The organism is Amycolatopsis pigmentata (genome assembly GCF_042684065.1).
Classification (GTDB): domain Bacteria; phylum Actinomycetota; class Actinomycetes; order Mycobacteriales; family Pseudonocardiaceae; genus Amycolatopsis_E; species Amycolatopsis_E pigmentata.
The window spans coordinates 30,601-54,548 of record NZ_JBHUKR010000009.1 but is presented as its reverse complement, the minus strand read 5'-3'; the positions used below and the strand labels follow the sequence as shown (position 1 = coordinate 54,548).

Below are 23,948 nucleotides of genomic sequence, written 5' to 3'. Positions count from 1 at the left end.
CGCGGCTCTCCCGGCATCATCACTTTCCACAGGCAGGCGGCCCGCCTCCGAAAATCCGAAGCCTTCGGCACTCGCGCGCTCCCCTCGCCTAGCGTAGCGACCCGGACTTTCGAGATACGCAATAGTCCTTCAACGTCAACGCGTTCGCCGCCTTCTGTGTCATCTTTTCCAGTTGCTTCGCCATGATCTTCGAGGTCAGCAGCCGGTGAGCCTGGTTGCGAAGCCAGATCCCCTTCGACGTTTTCGGCGCGAGGAACGACCCCGCGTTCTTCGCCTGCTTGAGGCCAGCCTCCGCGCCCGGCCGTACCGCCATCTCGTAACGGTCGAAAGCGACGCGGTGGTCGCCACCGGCCGTGGCGAGTTCCCCGGCCAGGGTGTAGGCGGCCATCATCGCCATCCCGGTGCCGCCACCGCCGGGGCCCGCGCCCCAGCCCGCGTCCCCCACGAGCGCGACCCGTCCCCGCGTGTAGTGGGGCAGTCGCACCTGGGACAGCGGGGTGAAGAACAAGTCGTCCGCCTGCCGCATCGCGTCGAGAAGCTTCGGCATTTCCCAGCCCACATCGCGATACCGCGTGGCCAAAAGGTTTTTGAGCTCGTCCACGTCACGCCGGTCGACTTCGGCCGGGTCCTGGACGAAGGTCAGACCGACCGTCGCGCGGGCGGGATCGCGGTGGCTGGCGATCATCACGCCGCGACCCGGCACGTTGTAGACCAGGCCCTCATGGTCCAGCCGGAGATGGTTGGGCGCGGTGAAACCCGCGAAGCAGTGCCCACTGTCGGCGCGGAACCGCGATTCCGGGCCGAACGCCAGCGCACGCACGCCCGAGTGCAGCCCGTCGGCGCCGACGACCAGGTCCACCGTGCGCGGCGCGGCATGGGCGAAGGTGACCCGCACCCCATCAGCGGTCTCGGTGAGGGAGGTGATCCGGTCGCCGAAGAGGTACTCGGTGCGGTCCTTGGTGGCGTCGTAAAGGATGCGGCTGAGGTCCCCTCGTTCGATCTCCACCTCGCCCGCGAAGAAGCTCGGCGGCAGGGCGAACACCACGCGGCCGCGGGCGTCCAGAAACCGCTCCTCGCCCATCGCGGTCTCGTGGCGCTTGATCTCTTCCACCAGGCCCATCCGCCGCAGCACCTCGACCTGGGCACCGCGGAAGTCGACCGCCTGGCCGCCTTTCCGCAGTTCGGGGGCCTGCTCGACGACGGTTGTGGTGAACCCGTAGTGGTTGAGCCAGAACGCCGTCGCCGGGCCCGCGACGCTCGCGCCGGAAATGAGGATGGTCTTGTTTCGCATGGTCGGCTCCCTGTCTCGACTCGGTCGCGCCGAGCTTGGGCCAGGGCACTGCCCATCCGCTGACAGTCCGCTGACCGTCGGAGTCAGCGAGCCATCGCGGCCAGGAGCCGGTCGAGAAAGCCCGAGATGTGCTGGTGCAGCAGCTCGGCGGCACGGTCGGCCTTGCCGGACCTCGCGGCCCGCAACACGGCCTTGTGTTCGGTGAGTTCGCGTTTCGCGCCCGCGTTCGCCTCCCAGCCGGCCACGCTGATCAGGGCGACACGGTCGGCCACGTCGTCGAGCATGCGGACCATCAGGGCGTTGCCGCAGCCCGCGTACAGCGCCCGGTGAAAGCGCCGGTTGACCAGGCTGAGCGCGGCCCGATCGCCGGCTTCCAGCGCGGCCGCCGCCGCTTCGAGCGCCTCGGCCGCCTCGCCCAGGCCGCCTCCCGCGATCACGGTGCGCCGCACCGCCTCCGGTTCCAGCAGCAGGCGCACGTCGAAGACCTGCCGGGCCAGGTCTTCGTCGACCACGCTCACCGACGCGCCCTTGTACGAGCTGAAGGTGACCAGGCCTGAGCCGGACAACAGTTTGAGCGCCTCGCGCACGGGCGTTTTCGACACGCCCAGACGTTGCGCGAGTTCCATTTCCACCAAGGGTTGGCCGGGAAGCAACTCTCGCGTCAGGATGGCCCGGCGAATCTCCTCGAGAACCAGCTCGGTCCGGGAAGCCGGCAGGGTGAACGTTCCGGGCATTACCCCTCCTCGCGACCGATGACCACAGGAGAGGTTGACCTCTCACCTCGTGGTCGCACATCATATATCAGACGCCGTATCTCCTGACGGAAAGGCGTGTTGGATGGGTCTGGACGAACTGGCCGGGAAACTGGCGGGAGTGGTGGCCATCCCGGTCACGCCGTTCGACGAACAGGACGCGGTGGACACGCGGGCGCTGGAAAGGGTTCTGCTGCGGATCGTCGACGGAGGGATCACCGTCGTCACGGCAGGCGGCAACACCGGTGAGTTCTCCGCCTTGACCGTCGAGGAGACACGGCTGGCGGTGGAGGTCGCGGCGAGCGCCGTCGGCTCCCGGGCCACCGTGGTGGCCGGTGTGGGCGGCCCGGTTCCCGCCGCGATCGAGGCCGCCCGGCATGCCCGCCGCGCGGGCGCCGCCGCGATCATGATCCATCAGCCGGTCCACCCCTACATCTCGCCCGCCGGCTGGGTGGACTACCACCGGGCCGTCGCGACCGCGGCGGACGACCTCGGCGTCGTGCTGTACCTGCGCGATCCGCGGATCTCCGCGGCGGACCTGGTCCGGTTGCGGGAAGCGGCCCCGAACGTGATCGCGGTCAAGTACGGGATCGCCGACCAGGTGCGCTTCGGCGATCTGGTCGCCGAAGCGGGGCCGTTCACCTGGATCGCGGGGCTGGCCGAACCGGCCGCACCAGGATGTTTCGCGCTCGGCGCCACGGGTTTCACCTCGGGGCTGGCCAACGTCGTGCCCGAACTGTCGCTCGACCTGCTGAAGGCGCTTCGCGCGGGCGAGAGCGAAACCGTGCGCCGCCTGTGGCGGCGGATCCGTCCCTTCGAGCGCTTGCGCGTCTCAGGCGCGTCGGAGAACAACGTCAGCGTGGTCAAGGAGGCCTTGGCTCAACGGGGAGTCTGCCGACGCGATGTGCGCCCGCCGAGCCACGTGCTCGACGAAGACGGACGCGAGCAGGTGCGGCGAATTCTGGACGGACTCGCGTGAAGGATCCCGATAGGCTGCGTAGCCACCGCTGGTACGGCGGCGAGGACCTGCGGAACTTCAGCCACCGCTCACGCGCCCGGCAACTCGGCCTGAATCCGGAGGAGCACCTGGGCAAACCGGTGATCGCGATCCTCAACACCTGGAGCGACATCAACCCCTGCCACATGCATCTGCGCGAGCGGGCGGAGCAGGTCAAGCGCGGGGTGTGGCAGGCGGGCGGGTATCCGGTGGAATTCCCGGTCGCGACGCTGTCGGAGACCTACCAGAAGCCCACTCCCATGCTCTACCGGAATCTGCTGTCGATGGAGACCGAGGAGATCCTCCGGTCTTATCCGGTCGACGGCGCGGTGCTCATGGGCGGTTGCGACAAGACGACACCCGCGCTGCTGATGGGCGCGGCGAGCGCGGACGTGCCGGTGATCTTCGTGCCGGCCGGGCCGATGCTGCGCGGACACTGGCGTGGCGAGACGCTCGGCAGTGGCACGGACCTGTGGAAGTACTGGGACGACCGGCGGGCGGGGCTCATCGGCGACGCCGAGATCGCCGAACTCGAGACCGGACTGGCCCGCTCCCCCGGCACCTGCATGACGATGGGCACCGCCTCCACCATGACCTCGGCCGCCGAAGTCCTCGGGCTCAGCCTCCCCGGTGCGGCGGCGATTCCCGCCGTCGACTCGGCCCATCACCGGATGGCCGCCGCGAGCGGAGCGCGTGTCGTCGAAATGGTCTGGGAGGACCTCCGGATCTCACACATCGCGTCCGCCGAGGCCTACGCCGACGCGGTGACCACCGTGCTGGCGCTGGGCGGTTCCACCAACGCGGTGATCCACCTGATCGCGATGGCCGGGCGCGGCCGGGTTTCCCTCTCCCTCGGCGACTTCGACGAGATCGCGCGCCGCGTGCCGGTGCTGGCCGACATCCGGCCCGGAGGCGCGTACCTGATGGAGGACTTCTACTACGCCGGGGGCCTGCCGGGGCTGCTCTCCCGGCTGTCCGGACTCGGCTTGCTGAACACCGATCGCGTGGTAGCGACGGGAAGGTCGCTGGGCGCGGAAATCGAAGGCGCGCGCGTGCACGACGACGACGTGATCCGGCCGGCCACCCGGCCGGTCGCGGCCGAGGGCGGACTGGCCGTGCTGCGCGGAAATCTCGCGCCCGCCGGCGCGGTGATCAAGCACATCGCGGCCGAGCCACGTCTGTTGCGGCACACCGGCCCGGCGGTCGTTTTCGACGGCTACTCCGATCTCAAACGCCGGATCGACGACCCGTCGCTGGACGTCACCGCTGATTCGGTGCTGGTGCTGCGCGGCGCCGGACCGCTGGGCGGCCCGGGCATGCCCGAGTACGGCATGCTGCCCATCCCGGACCGGCTGCTGGCCGAAGGCGTCCGTGACATGGTGCGCGTTTCGGACGCGCGGATGAGCGGCACCAGCTACGGGGCGTGCGTGCTCCATGTCGCCCCCGAGTCACACGTGGGCGGCCCGCTCGCCCTGGTGCGCAGCGGCGACCTGATCACTCTCGACGTGCCGAACCGGACGATCCGGGTCGAGCTGGACGACGCCGAACTGGAGCGACGGCGGGCGGCATGGACCCCGCCCACGCCGCGGTTCGAGCGCGGTTACGGGGCCTTGTACGCGGCGCATATCACGCAAGCCGACCAGGGTTGCGACTTCGACTTCCTCGCGCGTGAAGGCACGAACCCCGAGCCCGATCCCCGGTGACGGCTCGTCAGGAGGCGCGGGCGTACTCCTCGGCCACGACGACGCAGGCACAGCCACCGTCGATCTCGGTGCAGGAGATGCTCAGCCTGTGCCGCACTTCACCGAGGTCGTAGCACACCTCGGTGCAGTCCACATCGCCGTTTTCGTGCACCACCAGCGTCCCGTGGCAGTGGTCCACCCCGCTGAGGCAACTACGGCATTCCATGAGCCTGTACTACCACCCGTGGCGGGCGATCCCGTGCACCAGGTCCGGCGTGTCGTCCGTGATCGGTGCCGCAAACGCTTGCGAGCTAGGCGCTCTTGGACGAGCGGCGCGCGGCAGGGCGCTTGGCGGGGGTCTTGCGGGCGGCGGGCTTCCGGGACTTCTTCGCCTCCGAAACGCTGGCCTCCAGTGCCGCCATGAGGTCCACGACCTCGGACTTCGCGGCCCGCTTGGGGGCCTTCGTGACGCCCTTGCCGCCGCTGACCTTCTCCTCGATCAGGGTCTCGAGCGCCTCGCGGTAGCGATCGGTGTACTTGCCGGGGTCGAACGTGGGCTCGGACATCGAATCGATCAGCGAACCGGCCATGCTCAGTTCCTGGGACCGGACCTGCGGCGCCTCCTCGCCCAGGAAGCCGAAATCCGGTTTGCGCACCTCGTCGGGCCACAGCATCGTCGTCATCACCAGTACGTCCGCGTGCACCCGCAGCAGCGCCAGGGTTTCCCGTTGCCGCAACGCCACCTTGGCGATCGCCACATGCCCGGACTTGTGCAGGGCGTCACGCAACAGCACATACGGTTTGGTCGCCGCCTTCTGCGGTTCCAGGTAGTAGTGACGGTCGTACTGCAGCGGGTCGATCGACTCCAGCGGGACGAACTCCAGCACCTCGATGGCGTTCGAACTCGACAGGGGCAGGCCCTCCAGATCGCGGTCGGTGAGCACCACCATCTCGCCGTCGTCCAGTTCGTAACCCTTGGCGATCTCGCCGTAGGGCACCTCGACGCCCTCGATGGAGCAGAAGCGCTTGTACTGGATGCGCCCGCCGTCGGCCTCGTGAACCTGGCGCAGGGACACGTTCTTGTTCTCGGTGGCCGCGTAGAGCTGGATCGGGATGGTGACCAACCCGAACGAAACCGATCCCTTCCACATCGAGCGCATCGCCGCCAGCCTCCGATCCTGGAGTCCATAAGCCCAGGTCAGACGTTACGCGAGAAAAATATTCCTGACTACCGCCGCCGGATGGAGCGGGTGAGGCGCCGCGTGGCGGAGCCTCGTGAAAGTGCCGTACAAAACCGACCTGCCGGTCGGTTAGGATCGGACAAGCAGCGACGGTGAAGGGACGGGAATGCGGAACATTCCGGGGTACGAGCGGTTTCCCGCAGGCGAGATCGACCTCGATCGCCCCAACCTGGCGCGGATCTACGACTACTACCTTGGCGGCACGGCCAACTACGCGGTCGATCGCGTGTTCGCCGAGAAGGCGCTGGAGCAGTTCCCCTTCGTGCGCCCCGCTTCCCAGTCCAACCGCCTGTTCCTGCACCGCGCCGTGCGTCACCTCATCAAGCGAGGCATCCGCCAGTTCGTCGACATCGGGTCCGGGGTGCCCACGATGGGCTGCACGCATCAGGTCGCCGATGAGCTGACCGACGACGCCCGGGTGTGCTACATCGACAACGAACCGGTGGCGGTCGCACACTCGCGGATCCTGCTCGAAGACCACGGCGACCTGGACCGGCACACGGTGGTGCAGGCCGACCTGCGGGACACCGAGGCCCTGTGGGACAAGGTCGCCGACACCGGCATCATCGACACGACACAGCCACTGGCGCTGATGATGATCGCCGTACTGCACGTCACCCAGCCCGACGACACCGGTGCGGACATCGGCCCGCAGGTGGTCGCCGAGCACCGCGACATGATGCCTTCGGGCTCGTACCTGGTGTTCTCGCACGGCACGGCCGACGGTGTGCCGGAGGGCCGTGCCCGGCAGATGGCCGAGTTCGGGGCGATGTACGACAAGACCGCGACCCCGGTGATCTGGCGTCCGCGCGCCGAGATCGAGGAGTTCTTCGGCGACCTCGAACTCATCGAGCCCGGCGCGACCTGGACCCCGCTGTGGCATCCCGAGGAACGGGGACCGTCTTCGCCGGACATCGAATTCGACGACCCCAGCGACTCCGTCGTCTGGGCGGGAGTCGCGTACAAACCCTGAACCTCACGTTCCCGGCGGCCCGGACGTCTACCGTTTGTGAAGGACGACGGACCAATCGCCGGAGGTAGGCGGATGAGCCTGGCCGGGAACCGGGGCAGGGCTCCGTTCGAAGAGATCGTGCGGTCCCACGGACCCACGGTGCTTCGCGTGTGCCGGGCCGTCCTGGGCCCCGCTGACGCCGAGGACGCCTGGTCGGAGACATTTCTCTCCGCGTTGAAGGCCTACCCGGAGTTGCCCGCCGAGGCCAATCTCGAGGCGTGGCTGGTGGCCATCGCGCACCGCAAAGCGGTGGACGTGATCCGCGCGCGCGGCCGTCGCCCCGTCACGGTGCCCGACGTGCCCGAGCGGTCGAGCCGCACCGGGCGCCCGGAGGACTGGAACGGCGACCTGTGGGCGGCGCTGGGTGCGCTGCCGGACAAGCAGCGCACCGCCGTCGCCTACCACTACCTCGGCGGCCTGCCCTACCGAGAGGTCGCCGCGATCACCGGGGGCAGCACCGACGCCGCGCGCAGAGCCGCCGCGGACGGTATCGCGGCCCTGCGCGCGACCTATGGAGGAATCTGAATGATCGTGTCAAGCCGCGGCTGTCAAGCCGACCAGAGCGCGCGCCTTTTCTTTCCGGTGCTTTGCGGGGGCACGGCCCCCACACCCCCGCTGGGGGCAAGCCCCCAGACCCCGGTGTTTTGTGGGGGGCACGGCCCCCCGCTGGGGGCAAGCCCCCAGACCCCCTCATCGGGGCGGCAGGGCGCCCATTCGTCCGACGCGAACTATGGGGGAAACGAGCGCCCTGTCGACACGATCGCGGGGGCGCACAAGGACGCGGAGGAGGGTACGCCATGAGCACCCTTTTCGACGCACTCCCCGACGAAACCGAGACGGTCGGCCGCCTGCACGCCAGGCTGGTGGAAGCCGCCGCCCACGAGAACCTGCTCGACATCGTCTACCGCACGGTCGACACCCCGGTCGGCACGCTGCTCGTGGCCGCCACCGAACGAGGGCTGGTGCGGATCGCCTACGACCGGGAGGACCACGACGCGGTGTTGACGATGCTGGCGCGAACGATCAGTCCTCGCATCCTGCTCGCGCCGGCCCGCCTGGACACCGCCACCCGGCAACTGTCGGAATACTTCGCCGGACGACGGAAGGGCTTCGACCTCGAGCTGGATTTCCGGCTGGCCAAGGGATTCCGGCGTACGGTGCTCGCGCACCTGCCCTCGATCGCTTACGGAAACACGGAAAGCTACGCGCAGGTCGCCGCGGCGGCGGGCAGTCCGAACGCCGTGCGCGCCGTCGGCACGGCGTGTGCGAAGAACCCCCTGCCGGTGGTGGTGCCCTGTCATCGGGTCGTGCGTTCGGACGGCTCGTTCGGCGGGTACGTCGGCGGCGAACAGGCCAAGCGAATTTTGCTGACCCTGGAAGGGGCGGCGGCGTGAACGGCGAATTCGGAGAGCGGGTGGCCGCCGCGGACTGGGCGGCGGTCACCAAGGAGGTCGACGACTACGGATGTGCCCTCCTTCCGCGACTGCTCACCGCCGGAGAATGCGCGGAAATCGCGGCGCTCTATGACGATCCGGAACAATTTCGCGCCACCATCGACATGCGCCGCTACCGTTTCGGGGAAGGGGAATACCGGTATTTCCGGCGGCCGTTCCCGGAACCGGTGGAACGATTGCGGCAGGAACTGTACCCGCGCCTGCTGCCGATCGCCCGTGACTGGCATGCCAGGCTCGGCCGCGATGCCGAATGGCCGGATACCCTCGATGAATGGCTGGACATCTGCCACCGCGCCGGACAGATCCGGCCGACACCGATCCTGCTGCGCTACCACGAAGGCGACTGGAACGCACTGCACCGCGACCTGTACGGGGAGAAGGTCTTTCCGCTTCAGGTGGTCATGAATCTGAATGAACCTGGTACAGACCACACCGGTGGTGAATTCCTGCTCGTGGAGCAACGGCCCCGCGCCCAGTCACGCGGCACCGCGACCCTGATCCCGCAAGGCCGCGGGTTGGTCTTCACTACCCGCGACCGCCCTGTGCGCTCAACCCGCGGCTGGTCCGCATCGCCCGTGCGCCACGGGGTTTCCGTCGTCCGGTCCGGTACGCGGCACACCCTCGGCCTCGTCTTCCACGACGCGACCTGAGGTAGACGCTTGCCGATCGCGCGGGCTCGCGCATGGCCGCCGACGCTACGGGCCACCCCGCGCGCCCGTCTCCGGGCCCGGTGTGCGCCCTCGGCCGAACAGGTACCACCGGAGCACTACCTGCAGCGTGCTCCCACAGCCCATCACTGATTCATGTCCTCGCGCGCAAGAAAACCGAGCCTCCGGCTCACTTGCCGTCAAGAGACCGGGCTCCGCGCCTCCGGACATCGGCCACGTCACAGACCTCGAGAAAGCAACGGCATAGTGGCGATCCGGCCGTTTCTCGCCTGGAAGGGGCGATAGACGCGACGGTCCACGTGTGATCTCCTGCGTAAGAGTGAACGGGGTTTGGCCCGAACGGTACTTCACGCGGCCGATTTACCGTCTATGTCCGAAATTGCGAACCAATTCTTTGGGGCCGTTGTGACGAATTTTACGACCGCCGACGACGATGAAACCGATGGACGGCCTCGCTGGCCTCCGCTCGCCGAGGGTCTGGCGCCCGCGCCGACGGCCCGCCCGGCCGGCGAGGTGTACCCCGCGGCGCACGGCAAGGGCGTCGATATGGCTTTGGCCGAGGTGCTGGCCGGTGTGCTCGGCCAGGACCGGATTCGGCCGGATAGCCACTTCTTCGAAGACCTGGGCGCCGATTCGATGGTGATGACGCGATTCTGCGCCAGAGTCAGGAAACGGCCGGACCTGCCACCGGTGTCGATGAAGGACATTTACCGGAACTCGACGATCGAGAGCCTGGCGCGGGCGCTCATGGACAGCCAGCCGGAGCAGGCGGTGCCGCCGGAGCAGGCGGTGCCGCCGGAGCAGGCGGTGCCGCCGGAGCAGGCTCTGGCGGCGGAACCCGCGGCGACCCGGGAGTTCGTCCTGTGCGGACTGTGGCAGTTCCTGATTTTCCTCGGATACTGCTATTTCACCGCGTTGGTCGTCAGCCAGTTCTACGAGCGGATATCCACCACCTCCGGCCCGCTCGGCATCTACCTGTCTTCGGTCGTCATCGGCGGAGCAGGATTCCTCGGCATCTGCGTTCTTCCGATCCTGGTGAAATGGACACTCGTCGGCCGATGGAAGCCGCGGCGCATCCGGGCCTGGAGCCTGACCTACGTACGCTTCTGGGCCGTCAAGACACTGGTCCGGGCGAACCCTCTGGTCCTGTTCGCCGGCTCGCCGCTGTACACGCTGTACTTGCGGGCGCTGGGCGCGAAGGTCGGCCGGGACGCCATCATCCTGTCCCGCAACGCCCCGATATGTGCCGACCTGCTCCGGATCGGGGAGGGCGCGGTCATCCGCAAAGACTCGTACTTCACCTGCTACCGTGCCAACACCGGGACAATCGAGACTGGCACCGTCACCATCGGACGCAACGCCGTCGTCGGCGAGGCGAGTGTCCTCGACATCGGAACCTCACTCGGCGACCACGCCCAACTCGGCCACTCCTCGTCACTCCACTCCGGAATGGCCGTGCCCAGCGGCGAATACTGGCACGGGTCGCCCGCACAGCGGACCGAAGCATCCATGCAGATCGTTCCCCCAGCCGGCTGCGGCACGCGGAAAAAGGTCGTCTATACCGCCATGCAACTCCTGCGCACGATCCTGGTCTACCTGCCGCTGACGACCGGCGCCATAGGCCTCCTGTTCACCCCAGTCCAGCAAGCGGCCACCGTCGGGATCTCCGGACAGGCCGACCTGGCCAGCTTGACGTTCTACCGCGACGCGTTGATCACCGCTTTCGTGCTCCTCTTCGGCGCCCTGTTCTTCGGCCTGCCGCTCATGGCCATCGTCGGCCGCATCCTCAACTTCACCATCAAGCCCGGCCGCGTCTATCCCTTGTACGGCTTCCATTACGGCGTCCAGCGGGCAATCGCCCGCTGGACCAACATCAAGTTCCTGACCCGGCTCTTCGGCGACAGTTCTTTCATCGTCCACTACCTCCGCTGGATCGGCTACGACCTCTCCACAGTCCAGCAGACCGGCTCGAACTTCGGCACCGAAGTCCGCCAGGACTCCCCGTTCCTGAGTTCTGTCGGCAGTGGAACGATGATCGCCGACGGACTCTCGATCATCAACGTCGACTACTCGGCCACATCCTTCCGGATGTCCCGCGCGTCGATCGGACCGAACAGCTTCCTCGGCAACCGAATCGCCTACCCACCACAGAGCAGGACCGGCGACAACTGCCTCCTGGCGACCAAGGTCAAAGTACCCATTGACGGGAAAACATGGGAAGATGCCGGAATCCTCGGATCGCCCGCCATCCAGATCCCGCGATCCGTGCTCCGCGACAGCCGGTTCGACCACCTGAAAGACGGCGACGAACTACGCCGCGGGCTCCGCGCCAAGAACAGGCACAATCTCGCCACCATGGCGCTGTGCTTGCTGACACGATGGATCTACCTGTTCGGCGTCGTCGTCCTCACCACCGGCGCCACGTCACAGTTCGACAAACTCGGTCCATCCTCGGTCGCGGCGGCAGAAGTCTCCCTGCTGTTGTTCAGCATCCTCTATTTCGCCTTGATCGAACGCGCCGTCACCGTAGTCCACCCCCTGCAACCGCTGTACTGCTCCATCTACGATCGCCGCTTCTGGCGACGCGAACGCTTCTGGAAAGTACCTTCCGAGGCCTTCCTCAGAATCTTCGACGGCACACCGTTCAAGAACCTGATCTGGAGACTGCTGGGTGTGCGCCTCGGCCGCCGCGTCTTCGACGACGGCTGCTACCTGACCGAACGGACACTGGTCACCATCGGCGACGACACCATGCTCAACCCGGGCAGCATCCTCCAATGCCATTCACAGGAAGACGGCACCTTCAAATCCGACCGCACCACCATCGGTGCCGGCTGCACCATCGGAGTCGGCGCCTTCATCCACTACGGCGTGACAATGGCCGACGGAGCCACCCTTGCCTGCGACTCCTTCGCGATGAAAGGCGAAGAAATACCGCCACACACCCCATGGGGCGGAAACCCAGCCCAGCGACTCCAAGCCCACCCCGACCCTCAACAGGAAACCCGCGACCTCCAGCCGGATCGGCACACCTCGACAACATCAACGACTCGAGGCTACAGAGGTTGAAGGGAGTGTCCGAATTGCAGCGGCGTCACGTGGTTGTTGCGGTTCGCTGGTAGCCACGCGGGGTGCCGGGGTCGAGGTTCGCGACGCGAGGAACTCGTGAGTAGCTGATCGAGTGTCGCGTTAGTGCGCGGGTTACGCCGTGGCTGAGCAACCGGGTCAGGACCTTCTGAGCCTCCCGCTCAGCGTTCGGACCCGCAGGCACGGTCTCTGTGAGCCGTACCTCTCTTGCTGATCCGAGTCCACACCGCGTAGACGCGGACCCGCAGCGCGCCGTTCGCAAGCACGTCGATGCTGCCTCGGTCGCGCCCCTTCCCCTTGGACTACGACGCCCTGACCAGCACCGTACCTGCGGTTCTGGTCACGAACGGTGTCACGAGGGCCGGGCAGGCCGCCTCACGCGGCCTGTTCCCCCAGCTACGGCCAGTGCCCTGGGCAGGACTCGAACCTGCGACCTAGAGATTAGAAGGCTCTTGCTCTATCCAGCTGAGCTACCAGGGCCTGGCGCCGACGGCCACCGCGGGCAGGCCATGAGCACGCCCACAGTTTAGTCAACGCCAATCCTCGTATCGTTGAACGCCAGCCAATCGTTTCAGCCTCTGCCGATAAAGGGCATTTTTGTCGCCGTGACGGTCATGAACTGCACGTTCGTGTCCAACGGGAGGCCGGCCATGTACACCACGGCGGCCGCCACATGGGCCGGGTCGAAGGTGGGTTCGGGGCGTTCGGTGCCGTCGGCCTGGCGGGCGCCGCGGCTGAACGCGGCGGTCATCTCGGTGGCGGCGTTGCCGATGTCGATCTGTCCGCACGCGATGTCGTAGGCGCGCCCATCGAGCGAGAGCGACTTCGTCAGGCCTGTGATGGCGTGCTTGGTCGCCGTGTAGGCGACGCTGCCGGGGCGTGGCGTCTGTGCCGAGATCGAGCCGTTGTTGATGATGCGCCCGCCCTGCGGCCGCTGCTCCTTCATCACCCGGACGGCGTGTCGCGCGCAGAGGAATGCCCCGGTCAGGTTGGTGTCCACGGTTCGCTTCCAGTCGTCGAGGCCGATCTCGTCGATGTCGCCCGTCGGCCCGAACACGCCCGCGTTGTTGACCAGCAGGTCGACGCGGCCCCACTCCGCGCGGACCGCGTCGAACAGGGCCTCGACCTGGCCGGGGTCGACCACGTCGGTGGGCATGACCAGGGCGGCGGGGTGGCCTTCGGCCGCTTCGCGCAGCGTCTCTTCGCGACGGCCCGCGAACGCCACCTGGTAACCCTCGTCCAGCAACGCCCGGGCGATTCGCCTGCCCAGGCCGGAGCCGGCTCCGGTCACCACGGCCACCGCTGTCATGGGCACTCCTCAAGCTCGCTCACATGGTCGAGAAGAGCTTGCCACGACCGGGGGGCCGCCCGCCGGGGATCGACCGGATCAGAAGTTGATCATGTGGCCGGCCAGGCCGTGGACGGCCTCCTTGACCGCCTCGCCGAGGGTCGGGTGCGCGTGCACGTTGCGCGCGACTTCGTGCACGGTCAGGTCCCACTGCTGCGCCAGGGTCAGCTCGGGCAGCAGTTCGGTGACGTCCGGCCCGATCAGATGCGCACCCAGCAGCTCACCGTGCGTCGCGTCGGAGAGGATCTTCACGAACCCGCCCGGCTCGGCCAGCCCGTGCGCCTTCCCGTTGGCGGTGAACGGGAACTTCGCCACGCGCACGTCGAAGCCGCGCTCACGCGCCTGCTCCTCGGTCCACCCGAAGCTGGCGATCTGCGGCTGGCAGTAGGTGGCGCGCGGGATCATCACGAAGTCGAGTTCCATGGTCTCCGCGCCCGCGATCGTCTCGGCGGCGACGATGCCCATCGACTCCGCGGCGTGTGCGAGCATCAGCTTCGCGGTCACGTCCCCGATCGCGTAGATGTGCGGCACGTTCGTCCGGCCGCGGCCGTCGACCGCGATCGCCCGCCGCTCGGTCAGCTCGACGCCGGTGTTCTCCAGTCCGTAGCCGTCGACGCGCGGCTGGAAACCGATGGCCTGAAGCACCTTGTCGGCCTCGAGGGTGCGCGTCGAGCCGTCGGAGACGACGGTGACCTTGACCTTCTCGCCGCTGTCGTCGATCGCCTCGACCTTGGTGGAAGTGAGCACCTCGATGCCCAGCCGCTGGTAGCGACGCGCCAGTTCCTTGGACACCTCGGCGTCCTCCAGGGGCACCATCCGGTCGAGGAACTCGACGATGGTCACTTCGACGCCGTAGTTGTGCAGCACGTAGGCGAATTCGACGCCGATCGCCCCGGCGCCCGCGATGACGACGCTGCCGGGCAGGTCCCGGTCGAGGATCTGCTCCTCGTAGGTGACGACCCGCTCGCTCAACGAGGTACCCGGGAGCAGCTTCGTGGTCGCGCCGGCCGCGATGACGCAGTGGTCGAACGTCACGGTCTCCGTGCCGTTCGCGCCGGCCACCTCGATCGTGTTCGGATCGGTGAAGGTGCCGCGCCCGGTGAATTCCGTGATCTTGTTCTTCTTCATCAGGTAGTGCACGCCCTTGACCCGGCCCTCGGCGACCGACCGGCTCCGGTCGAACGCGGCGCCGTAGTCGAAGCGGATTTCACCGTCGGAGGAGATGCCGAAGGTCTTGGCCTCCTTGGTGACCAGATGCGCCAGTTCCGCGTTACGCAGCAACGCCTTCGACGGGATGCACCCGACGTTGAGGCAGACCCCGCCCCAGTAACGCTCCTCGATGACCGCCGTGGTCAGCCCGAGCTGGGCCGCCCGGATGGCCGCGACATACCCGCCGGGCCCCGCGCCCAGCACCACAACGTCGAAATGTGCGCTCATACCCGCACCCTATGCCCGCTCGCGGCGCCGGGGAGCCGGTGCGGACGGAGATCACCGTGGCGCCGGTGCCGGGTTCGCCGGTGCCCTCTTCGACTCCGACGTGTTTCCCCCGACCGCCGGACCCGGCCGGTCCACCGTCACCGGCCGGCCACCGCCGGTGCTCGCCGCTCCCCGATGGGGTGGACTTGACCAGGCGAAACAGCCGAATCGACCTAGAATTCCAGCAAACCCCGGGAGGGCTGGAGAATGAACGGCAGAGCGCACGTGACGCTGGAAGACGTGGCCAGGACGGCCGGTGTGTCCCTGGCGACCGCGTCCCGGGTCCTCAACGGCACCACGCACGTCCGCGAAGACCTCCGCGAGCGGGTCCTCTCCGCCGCCACCGACCTCGCCTACACCCCCAACGTGCACGCCCAGGCGCTCGCCGGCGCGACCCATCCGACGGTCGGCGTGGTGTGCCACGACGTGAGCGACCCGTACTTCGCCACCATCGCCCGTGGCGTCATGCGCGTGGCCGGCGAGAACGGCCTGCTGGTGATGCTGGCCAGCACGTTCGGTGACCGGGAGAAGGAGATCGCCTACGTGTCGATGCTGCGGGCGCAGCGCGCGTCCGCGATCCTGCTGATCGGTTCCGCGTTCGACGACCGCGCCTGGGAAAAGTCGCTGGCCGCCGAGATCGAGCCGTATCGCCGGGGCGGCGGTCAGGTCGCGGTGGTCAGCACGCACCGCAACCTGAAGGCCGACACGGTGCGGCCGGACAACCGCGCGGGCGCGAAGGCCCTCGCCGAGGCGATGCTTCACCTCGGTCATCGCCGCTTCGCGGTGCTCACCGGCCCACGGTCGCTGAGCATCGTGCTCGAACGGCTGGACGGCTTTTCCGGCGGTCTCGCCGACGCCGGGGTCCGCCTGTCCGACCGCGACATCTTCGAAGGCGAACTCGACCGCGACGGTGGTTACGCGGCGGCGACCGACTTCATCTCGGCAGGCCACCGGGCCACCTGCGTGTTCGCGGTCACCGACGTGATGGCGGTCGGCGCGCTGACCGCCCTGCGCGAGGGAGGCCGCTCGGTGCCCGAGGACGTCTCGCTCGCCGGTTTCGACGACATCCCGCTGGTGCGGGATCTGTCACCGCCGCTGACCACCGTCGCGCTCCCGCTGGAGCGCGTGGGCGAGCAGGCGATGGAACTCGTGCTCTCGGGCGGCCAGGCCGGCCGCAGCCGCGTGCGGCGCCTGCCCGCCGAAGTCGTCCTCCGCGGCTCGACCGCCCGCCGCCGTCGCCGCCGCTGACGCCCTTCCCTCACCCGCGGAGGGTGAGCCGTGCACGAGCATCGCCGCGCCCCGGGCGTGTGCCTTTCACCGATCTCCCTGCCCGACGGGCATTCCGGACGAACCAACGTTCACCGGGCGAACGATTGAGCAGCACAACAAGCACGGCAAATGGCTGAAAATTTCGGGTTCGAACGGCCACACGGTCGGACGAAGACCTCAAAGCGTTGTTCACGGGTACAGCGGACTGCTGACCGAGTACGGCCGTTCGAGCGACGGAACGGCATCGTGAGCACTCCCGGCACACAAGGGTTATATCTCCTCGCCGTGCGAAACAAGCGCGCCACGAAATCAGGACGCCTTACGCCGGTGACCGGCGCGAGGGCCTCAACAGGGAAAACACTTCGATCGCGGTGAGTGGCGATGTGAGATAACGCTGGACGCGCTCCCGGAGACGCCAAACGGTGATGCGTCCGAACGACTGACGTTCGCCCAACCTGGCAAAAAGGCGATACTCGCCCGGACATACCGTGCCACGATGTCCGCCATGACCGTATCCGAACCCCGATGGCGAAGACTGGAACCCGACGCGCGCAGGGAACAGATTTTCGACTGTGCCGCACGTCTCTTCGGTGAGCGCCCCTATGCGGATGTGTCCACTTCGGACATAGCCGGAGAGGCCGGTGTGGCGCGCGGCCTGATCAATCACTATTTCGGCACGAAGCGAGAACTGTATCTCGCCGTCATCCGGCGCGCCGTCACCCTGCCCGAACTGAACACCCAGGTCTTCCCGGACGCGCCGCTGGAGGATCGGGCCGCGGCCGCCGTCTCCTGGTTGCTGGACATGGTGGTCAGCCAGGGAAAGATGTGGGTCACCGCGACCTCGGAGGGGATCGGCCGCGACCCGGAGGTGGAGCAGATCCTTTTCGACGCGGAGCGGAAATCGGCCGACCGGGTGCTCGACACCGTGGGCGTGCCGCACGAGACCGTCCATCGCGCCACCCTCAACGCGTTGTTGCGCGCCTATGCCGGGATGATCAAGGCAGCGGGCCGCGAGCTGTTGCTCCGAGGTGAGCTCGATCGTCCTCAGGTTCACACACTGCTGCACAAGTCGCTGGTCACCTTGCTGGCCGACGTGTTTCCCGCGGTACTCGAAGAACCCGGAAACCTCCCGGAGTGCACATCCGTATGACGCTTCTCGTGCGGGCCGCCGGCGGTCAAAACGATCCTGTGATCGTTTTCCGATTTTCCCTCCGCCGCTGAATTCACGCTCGGCGAAAAGCCTCATCCGGTCAAAAGCACGGAGAGGCGCGGACCGCCACCGCGTCACGGCCAGGGTTCCCACTATTTCGACGCCGATTTCGGGACCCCTTGCCGTGGCTACCCGGTTCGAGCAGCGGAGACCGGCGAAACCGGAAAAACGGAAATCAGCCCGCAAAAGGAATTCGCGTCGGCGAAACTCGTCGCGCGGGTCCCGCCGATGACCCGGAGCGCTCACCCGCGCCCGGACACCGGCGTCAGGCCGATGCGGGAGGCAGCGTGGTGATCGCGACCGCATCACCGGTGAGACTGCCGAAATACAGCGTTCCCGCGCGCTCCCGGACACCGGTGAGCATGGCGAAACCGTCGATCTGACCGCTCAATTCGTGGACCACCGCGCCGTCGGCGCCCACGCCGAGCACGCCGACGGTGCGTCCCGGGCGTGGTTGCATCCAGGACGGCGCCCGGCGGAGCAGTCCTCGCGCGAAGGCGGGCAGGTTCTGGACGACTTCGAGCGCGGGCACCCTGGGGCTCGCCTGGGTGACCCAGATCAGACCGTCGCTTCCGGTCGAGATGTTGTCCGGGAAGCCGGGCAGATCGCCGGCCAGGACATCGCGAGAGGCGGCGGTGAGGCCGATCCGGAGAACCCGGCGGGCTCCGGTCTCCGCGACGGCGACGAACGATTCGTCCGGTGCGAGGGCGACCCCGTTGGCGAACTCCAGTCCGTCGGCGACGAGGTCGACCGAGCCGTCCGGGGTGCGGCGCAGGAGGCGACCGCTGCACGTTCGTTCGATCAGGTCGTCCCGCCATCGATCGAGGGAGAACCGGGCCGAAGAGTCGCTGAAATAGACCGTCCCGTCCGTGGCGACGGCGGCGTTGTTGCAGAAGACCATGCGTCGGCCCAGCGCGTGCGCGGTGAGCACCCGCACCCGCCCGCTCGCGATCTCCACCACGAGCAGCCCGGCTTTCGCGTCGCAGACCAGCAGTTCACCGTCGCCGAAGAACTCCAGGCCGAGCGGACGGCCGCCGGTGTCGGCGATGGTGTCGATCCGGCCGCCTTCCGGGTCGATCCGCAGGATCCGGCCGTCGGCGAGACCGGTGAAGATCCGGCCGTCGGCGTCGGCCAGCACATCCTCCGGGCCGGACCCGTTCACCGGAACGAGCCGGACCGCGCCGAACGCCATGGATCAACTATAGGTGAGCAGCCGGGCGGCCCGGCCCTCGAAGTGGGCGTGCTCGTTGAACGAGAGCAGGGTGAGCCCGCTCCTTCCGGCCACCAGCTTGGTGATCCCGCAGTTCAACGTCGCCCGGCTCATCCTGAGCAGGCCCACCTCCGGCATGCCGAGCAGGTGACCGGCCAGCGTGCCGATCACCCCGCCCGAGGTGAACACCACCGCGTTCTCCCCTTTGGCCAGGGTCGCGACGACTTCGTCGAGTGCTTCGACGATCCTCGCCACGAACGCGGGCCAGGACTCGGCGCACGGCGTGTCCGTCCCGGCCGCGACCCACTTCGCCAGCGCGGGGTCGAGCGCCTCCTGGATGCGGCGTGAGGTGGCGGGCTCCGGGAGCCCGGAGCCGTGCACGCGCAGGATGTCGGCGTGGTGGTACTCGTTCCACCGCACGTCTTCCTTGGTGATGGCCGCGGCACCCAGCCAGTCGAGCACGGTCTCGGCGGTCTTGACCTGGCGGACCAGTGAGCCCGTCCGGGACACCGCGAAACCGATCTTGCGCCGGAGGAGTTCGGCCCCGACGATGGCGCCCTGTTCCACGCCGTTGACCGACAGCCGGTCATAGACCCGCGCGCCCACCGACGCCTGGCCATGGGAGATCAGGTAAATGGCACCCATCGTGTTACCTCAGCGCATTTCCCGAAGGTAACCGACTGTCATCACATGACGGTGCTCTCTTACCGCCCGCGACCTCGCCGGGCTCCGCACCCAAGACTTGTTTCCCATGGCCACACATCACCCCATCCAGTTACCCAACCGTCATGCAACCCTGAACTGTGTTCGCAGGCAACGGTTCACAGTTACCATAACTACTCCATTCGAGTGGTAGGGTAATCTCACTCGGGGTGAAGTGAACGTTCGGGACGGTAAGGCTTGTCGAATTCGGAACGCGCCGGTGACAGCGCGTTCGCCAGAGTGCTCAGATCGTCGATCGCACGCAGCGGGCTGAGCCTCGATCGCGTCCAGGCACGCCTTCTGGCGAAAGGCATCCCCGTCAGTGTCACGGCGCTGAGTTACTGGCAATCCGGCAAGAGACAGCCCGAACGGCGCAGCTCCATCTCGGCGGTCGCCGCGCTGGAAGACGTCCTCGCGCTCCGGCCCGGTGAGCTGCTCGGCCTGCTGCCCCCACCCAAGCCCCGCGGCGCGCCAGCGCGGCGCCGGCCCCCCAGCGACACGGTCAACTTTCCGATGGAGGCCCTGCTCGCCCTGCTCGAACGGGTCGGGGCGCCCTACGCCCTGGAACAACAACACCGGCTCAACCCGATCACCGTGCACGACCGCTGCGAAGTCGCCGAGGACGGCGGCCAGCGTTCGACCACGGCGCGGACGGTGTTCCAGGCCACCGCGGACGCCCAGGACCGGTGGCTCCTGGTCTACGACCACGGCGGCGCGGACGCCGGGCCGCCGTACCTGCAGGCGCTGCGCAACTGCACGGCCGGACGCGTCGAGGTCGACACCGAACACGGCCTCACCGCGGCGGAACTGCTCTTCGACCGCTCGATCGACCGTGGCGAAACCCAGCTCATCGAGTACACGCTCGCCAACGGCGGGCCCCCGTACCCGGAATGCCGGAACACCTACTATCGCGAGTTCCGCCGACCGGTGCGGGAATACCTGCTGGAAATCCGGTTCCACACACCGCCGCGCCAATGCTGGCAGTACTCGCGCGCCGGCGAGGATCCCGAACAACGCCGTGACCTGAAACTCGACGCCACCGGTGGCGTGCACGCGATCGCGCTCGACTTCGGTCCCGGGGTGTTCGGCATCTCGTGGTTGTGAGCGCCCTCGTGGTAGCGGACGGCCCTCAGCCCAGTTGTGAGCGCAGGAGCTTGCCGGTCGCGTTGCGGGGCAACTCGTCGAGGAATTCGACGTCGCGCGGCACCTTGTACCGCGCTAGGTTCGACCGCACGTGGGACCGGATGTCGTCGGCCGTCGGGGACGCGCCCGCGGCGGGCACCACGAACGCCTTGAGCCGCTGACCGAACTCGTCGTCGGGCACCCCGATCACCGCCGCCTCGCCTACGGCGGGGTGCTCTACCAGAAGGTTTTCCACCTCGATGGGATAGACGTTCTCGCCGCCCGACACGATCATCTCGTCATCGCGGCCGTCGATGAACAACAGTCCGTCTCCATCGAAATGCCCGACATCGCCGGTGGCGAGCATCCCGTCGATGATCTCTTTCTGCCCGCCGTCGGTGTAGCCCTGGAAACTGAGGCCGCTGCCCGCGAAAACCCGTCCGGTCACCCCCGGCTCGGTGATCCGGCGCCCGTTCGCGTCGTAGAGCGCGACACGGCAGCCGACCGGCGGCCTTCCCACCGTCCCCGGTGCCTTCCGCCAGTCCCCGGGCATCGCCACGGAGACCACCGCGACCTCGGTCGACCCGTAGAGGTTGTGGATCACGTCGCCGAAGAACTCGGTCGCCCGGTTGCCGAGATCCGGTGAAAGCGCGGAACCGGCGACGAAGATGATCCGCAGCGAGGAGGTGTCATAGCGGGACAGCACTTCCGGCCCCAGGTCGACGATGCGCTGCAACATGGTCGGCACCAGGACGAGCGCCGTGCAGCGGTGCCGCGCCACGCCGGCCACGGTGGCTTCGGGGTCGAACCGCCGCCGCATCACGACCTTGCACCCGAGCGCGAAGGACATGATGAACTGCGACACGCCGGTGGCGTGGAAGAGCGGCGCGCCGAGAAACGTGGATTCCCCCGCGCGCAACGGAATCCGGTCGAGAAGCTGCGCCGAGGAGAACAGCGAGGTGCCCTCGCGGGGCGCTCCCTTCGGGGTGCCGGTGGTGCCGCTGGTGAGTAGGACGAATCCGGCCGACCGCGCGGGCGCGGGCACCGGGCGGTCGTCGGTGCTCGCGATCAGCTCGTCGATCACCGGGATGCCCCGGGGCACCTCGCCCTCGACCCACGACAGGAAGCGCCGCACCCGGTCCGGCACGACCGACAGCAGTTCGGTGAACTCCTCGTCGTACACCAGCACGCCGACGCCTTCACGCTCGACGACATCGGCGAGTTGCGGCTTGGCGAACCCGGTGTTCAGCAGCAGCAGCCGGACACCGAGCTTGCCGCAGGCCAGCGCGGTGGTGACCAGGCCACGGTGGTCCCGGCACAGCGTCGCGAGCACGGTGCCCGGCTTGACCCCGCGCTCCGAAAGCGCCCTCGCCAACGCGTTGGACCGCAGGTCCAGCTCCTTGAAGGTGAGGGGTCCCCGCTCGTCGACCAGCCCGACGGCGGAAGGGTCACGGCGCGCGGCGTTGCCTGCGGCGGCGGCGAAGGGGCCGAGCTTGCGCATGGCGATGAGGCTGTGAATGCCCTCGTCGATTCTCGGGAACGGGATCAGGCCTGCCTTCCACATCACTTCGATGCTGCGGGCCGTTTCCGCGACCTTGCCGACGAGCATGAACAGGCACCTCCGTGAGCCTCACGACAACCTACTTGACAGTAACTCAGTGCCCGCCGCCGATCCAGCATGGGAACTGTCGGTGGTGGCGCGCAGAATCCTGAGTGTGTACGCGTTCGCCGGTCAAGAGGAGGACGGGGGCTACTCGGTGCGGACGCCGTCCGGCACCGGGGCCGCCGACGCCGAGCGTGCGAGGCTCACCGAGTCCGCCTACGTCGCGTGGCTGACCGAGCTGGAACAACGGAGCCGGCCCCGCTGGGTGTTCGCCTCCGTCGAGCGTGACTACCCGGCGCTGGTGCGGGGCGGTCTGCGGGTCGGCCGATGCCGGGATCTGGCCCTGGCGGAAGGGCTTCTCCTTGCCTACGAAGGCAAAGCCGGTGAGCCGAAGGGGCTCGCGGCCGGCTTCGCCAGGGCGACCGGACGGGAGCCGCCGCCCGACCCGCCGGCTCCCACCGATGCCCAGCCCGCGCTGTTCGCCACGCGCGGCTCCGGCCTGCCGCCCGGCGTCCCGGTCACCGACGCGATGGAAACCGTCCTCGCCGAGCAGGAACGCCGGATCGGGCACACCGCGCATCCGGACCGGATGCGGCTGCTGATCGCGGCCGAGTCGGCCAGCGCGCTGGTCGCGGCCGAGATGGCGGCGGACGGGCTGCCATGGCGGGCCGACATCCACGACGCCCTGCTGACCGACCTGCTCGGTCCGCGGGTGCCTGCCGGGCGAAGACCGAAGAAACTGGTCGAGCTCGCCGCCAGGATCAGTGCGGCCTTCGACGGGAAACCGGTCAATCCGGACAGTCCGCTCACCATCGTCCGCGCCTTCGGCCGGGAGGGCATCTCGATCCCGTCGGCGCGAGCCCGTGTCCTGCGCGGTGTCGACCATCCTGCCGTGCCGTGGCTGCTGGAGTACCGCGAACTTTCCCGGCTGCATTCGGCGAACGGCTGGACCTGGCTCGACGAATGGGTGTCGGACGGGCGGTTCCGGCCCGCGTGGGTGGTCGGCGGCGTGGTGTCGGGACGGTGGGCCAGCAGCGGTGGGGGCGCGCTCCAGATCCCCAAGACGCTGCGGGTCTGCGTACGCGCGGACCCAGGCTGGAAGCTGGTCGTCGCCGACGCCGCGCAGCTCGAACCCCGGATTCTCGCCGCGCTCTCCGGCGATCGTCGGCTGGCCGACGCGTCGGCGTCCACGGACCTGTACGCGCGGCTGTCCGAGGCGATGTTCTCGACGGTGGACGAGGAGTCCCGTGGCCGCGCGAAGATAGCCATGCTCTCCGCGATGTACGGCGGGACGGCGGGTGAGGCCGCCTCGCTGCTCGCCCTGCTGCGCCGCCGCTTTCCCGAAGCAGTGTCCTATGTGGAGAGTGCGGCGCTGGCGGGTGAGCGGGGCGAGCGGGTCCGTTCGCGGCTGGGCCGCACCTCGCCGGCACCGTCGGAAGCCTGGCGGACGCTGACCGGCGGTGCGGCCGAGGACGACGCGAGCGAGGGCCGTGCCCGGCGCGCCGCGCGGAACTGGGGCCGCTTCACCCGGAACTTCGTCGTCCAGGCCTCCGCCGCGGACTTCACCGCCGTCCTGCTGGCGACCCTGCGCACGCGCCTGCCCGCCGAAGCCCGCCTGGTCTTCTTCCAGCACGACGAAGTCATCGTGCACGCACCGGACGAGGTGGCGGGTCAGGTGCCCGCGATCATCGAATCGTCCGTGGCCGAGACCGCGGCGCTGGTGTTCGGCTCCTCGTGCCCGGTCCACTTTCCGATGCACACCGCCGTGGTGGACAGTTACGCCGACGCGAAGTGACCCCGGTTCGGGCGCGGCGGTTTCCCACC

The 23,948-nt window shown here is 68.3% G+C and carries 20 protein-coding genes and 1 tRNA gene; 11 read left to right on the top strand and 10 right to left on the bottom strand.

Going from position 1 to position 23,948, the window contains the following annotated elements:
* Positions 1–88: 88 nt before the first annotated feature.
* The gene (locus tag ACFSXZ_RS19710; RefSeq protein ID WP_378266572.1) at positions 89–1,291 is read right to left on the bottom strand and encodes an FAD-dependent monooxygenase; all 1,203 of its coding nucleotides are present in this window, start codon (positions 1,289–1,291) and stop codon (positions 89–91) included.
* Positions 1,292–1,374: 83 nt separating this feature from the next.
* Positions 1,375–2,025 (bottom strand): GntR family transcriptional regulator, encoded by a 651-nt coding sequence (locus ACFSXZ_RS19705; protein ID WP_378266571.1) that lies wholly within the window; start codon positions 2,023–2,025, stop codon positions 1,375–1,377.
* A gap of 103 nt (positions 2,026–2,128) precedes the next feature.
* Here ACFSXZ_RS19705 and ACFSXZ_RS19700 point away from each other — a divergent pair, with 103 nt between their 5' ends.
* Both ACFSXZ_RS19700 and araD read left to right on the top strand, forming a co-directional pair.
* Positions 2,129–3,022 (top strand): dihydrodipicolinate synthase family protein, encoded by an 894-nt coding sequence (locus ACFSXZ_RS19700; protein ID WP_378266570.1) that lies wholly within the window; start codon positions 2,129–2,131, stop codon positions 3,020–3,022.
* Entirely contained in the window at positions 3,019–4,743 is a 1,725-nt protein-coding gene (araD, locus tag ACFSXZ_RS19695; RefSeq protein ID WP_378266569.1) for an L-arabinonate dehydratase, read from the top strand. The genes ACFSXZ_RS19700 and araD overlap by 4 nt, the downstream gene beginning before the upstream one ends.
* A gap of 7 nt (positions 4,744–4,750) precedes the next feature.
* Here the strand turns inward: araD and ACFSXZ_RS19690 are convergent, their stop codons facing one another.
* Positions 4,751–4,948 carry a hypothetical protein gene (locus ACFSXZ_RS19690; protein WP_378266568.1) on the bottom strand — a complete coding sequence of 66 codons (198 nt, stop codon included), beginning with the start codon at positions 4,946–4,948 and terminating at the stop codon, positions 4,751–4,753.
* A gap of 85 nt (positions 4,949–5,033) precedes the next feature.
* Positions 5,034–5,882 (bottom strand): non-homologous end joining protein Ku, encoded by an 849-nt coding sequence (gene ku, locus ACFSXZ_RS19685; protein ID WP_378266567.1) that lies wholly within the window; start codon positions 5,880–5,882, stop codon positions 5,034–5,036.
* Positions 5,883–6,069: 187 nt separating this feature from the next.
* On the opposite strand from ku, the gene ACFSXZ_RS19680 reads away from it, so the two are divergent.
* The 5 genes from ACFSXZ_RS19680 (at position 6,070) to ACFSXZ_RS19660 (ending at position 12,166) form a co-directional block, all read left to right on the top strand.
* Positions 6,070–6,936 carry an SAM-dependent methyltransferase gene (locus ACFSXZ_RS19680; RefSeq protein ID WP_378266566.1) on the top strand — a complete coding sequence of 289 codons (867 nt, stop codon included), beginning with the start codon at positions 6,070–6,072 and terminating at the stop codon, positions 6,934–6,936.
* A 72-nt stretch (positions 6,937–7,008) separates the two neighbouring features.
* Complete coding sequence (locus ACFSXZ_RS19675) at positions 7,009–7,500, top strand: RNA polymerase sigma factor (protein ID WP_378266565.1); 492 nt, start codon at positions 7,009–7,011, stop codon at positions 7,498–7,500.
* 272 nt (positions 7,501–7,772) lie between these two features.
* Positions 7,773–8,369: a methylated-DNA--[protein]-cysteine S-methyltransferase gene (locus tag ACFSXZ_RS19670; RefSeq protein WP_378266564.1), complete on the top strand. Its 597-nt coding sequence runs from the start codon at positions 7,773–7,775 to the stop codon at positions 8,367–8,369.
* Positions 8,366–9,079 carry a 2OG-Fe(II) oxygenase gene (locus tag ACFSXZ_RS19665; RefSeq protein WP_378266563.1) on the top strand — a complete coding sequence of 238 codons (714 nt, stop codon included), beginning with the start codon at positions 8,366–8,368 and terminating at the stop codon, positions 9,077–9,079. The genes ACFSXZ_RS19670 and ACFSXZ_RS19665 overlap by 4 nt, the downstream gene beginning before the upstream one ends.
* Before the next feature lie 423 nt (positions 9,080–9,502).
* Positions 9,503–12,166, top strand: a complete 2,664-nt coding sequence (locus tag ACFSXZ_RS19660; RefSeq protein ID WP_378266562.1) for a Pls/PosA family non-ribosomal peptide synthetase — start codon at positions 9,503–9,505, stop codon at positions 12,164–12,166.
* 424 nt (positions 12,167–12,590) lie between these two features.
* Here the strand turns inward: ACFSXZ_RS19660 and ACFSXZ_RS19655 are convergent.
* The 3 genes from ACFSXZ_RS19655 to lpdA form a co-directional block, all read right to left on the bottom strand.
* A tRNA-Arg gene (locus ACFSXZ_RS19655) sits at positions 12,591–12,664 on the bottom strand.
* A gap of 91 nt (positions 12,665–12,755) precedes the next feature.
* Positions 12,756–13,493 (bottom strand): SDR family oxidoreductase, encoded by a 738-nt coding sequence (locus tag ACFSXZ_RS19650; protein ID WP_378266561.1) that lies wholly within the window; start codon positions 13,491–13,493, stop codon positions 12,756–12,758.
* 78 nt (positions 13,494–13,571) lie between these two features.
* On the bottom strand, positions 13,572–14,969 hold the full coding sequence (gene lpdA / locus ACFSXZ_RS19645) for a dihydrolipoyl dehydrogenase (protein WP_378266560.1): 1,398 nt from the start codon (positions 14,967–14,969) through the stop codon (positions 13,572–13,574).
* Between the two features lie 246 nt (positions 14,970–15,215).
* On the opposite strand from lpdA, the gene ACFSXZ_RS19640 reads away from it, so the two are divergent.
* Both ACFSXZ_RS19640 and ACFSXZ_RS19635 read left to right on the top strand, forming a co-directional pair.
* Complete coding sequence (locus tag ACFSXZ_RS19640; RefSeq protein WP_378266559.1) at positions 15,216–16,256, top strand: LacI family DNA-binding transcriptional regulator; 1,041 nt, start codon at positions 15,216–15,218, stop codon at positions 16,254–16,256.
* A gap of 526 nt (positions 16,257–16,782) precedes the next feature.
* Positions 16,783–17,427: a TetR/AcrR family transcriptional regulator gene (locus ACFSXZ_RS19635; RefSeq protein ID WP_378266558.1), complete on the top strand. Its 645-nt coding sequence runs from the start codon at positions 16,783–16,785 to the stop codon at positions 17,425–17,427.
* Positions 17,428–17,752: 325 nt separating this feature from the next.
* Here ACFSXZ_RS19635 and ACFSXZ_RS19630 read toward each other — a convergent pair whose 3' ends face one another.
* Together ACFSXZ_RS19630 and ACFSXZ_RS19625 are read right to left on the bottom strand one after the other, a co-directional pair.
* Positions 17,753–18,679, bottom strand: coding sequence for an SMP-30/gluconolactonase/LRE family protein (locus tag ACFSXZ_RS19630; protein WP_378266557.1), 927 nt, complete (start codon positions 18,677–18,679; stop codon positions 17,753–17,755).
* A 3-nt stretch (positions 18,680–18,682) separates the two neighbouring features.
* Entirely contained in the window at positions 18,683–19,342 is a 660-nt protein-coding gene (locus ACFSXZ_RS19625; RefSeq protein WP_378266556.1) for a histidine phosphatase family protein, read from the bottom strand.
* A 255-nt stretch (positions 19,343–19,597) separates the two neighbouring features.
* Between ACFSXZ_RS19625 and ACFSXZ_RS19620 the strand changes: the two genes are divergently transcribed.
* On the top strand, positions 19,598–20,503 hold the full coding sequence (locus ACFSXZ_RS19620; RefSeq protein WP_378266555.1) for a hypothetical protein: 906 nt from the start codon (positions 19,598–19,600) through the stop codon (positions 20,501–20,503).
* A gap of 25 nt (positions 20,504–20,528) precedes the next feature.
* On the opposite strand, the gene ACFSXZ_RS19615 is transcribed toward ACFSXZ_RS19620, so the two are convergent.
* On the bottom strand, positions 20,529–22,130 hold the full coding sequence (locus ACFSXZ_RS19615; RefSeq protein ID WP_378266554.1) for an acyl-CoA synthetase: 1,602 nt from the start codon (positions 22,128–22,130) through the stop codon (positions 20,529–20,531).
* A 106-nt stretch (positions 22,131–22,236) separates the two neighbouring features.
* Between ACFSXZ_RS19615 and ACFSXZ_RS19610 the strand changes: the two genes are divergently transcribed.
* Complete coding sequence (locus ACFSXZ_RS19610) at positions 22,237–23,919, top strand: bifunctional 3'-5' exonuclease/DNA polymerase (protein ID WP_378266978.1); 1,683 nt, start codon at positions 22,237–22,239, stop codon at positions 23,917–23,919.
* Positions 23,920–23,948: the final 29 nt, after the last annotated feature.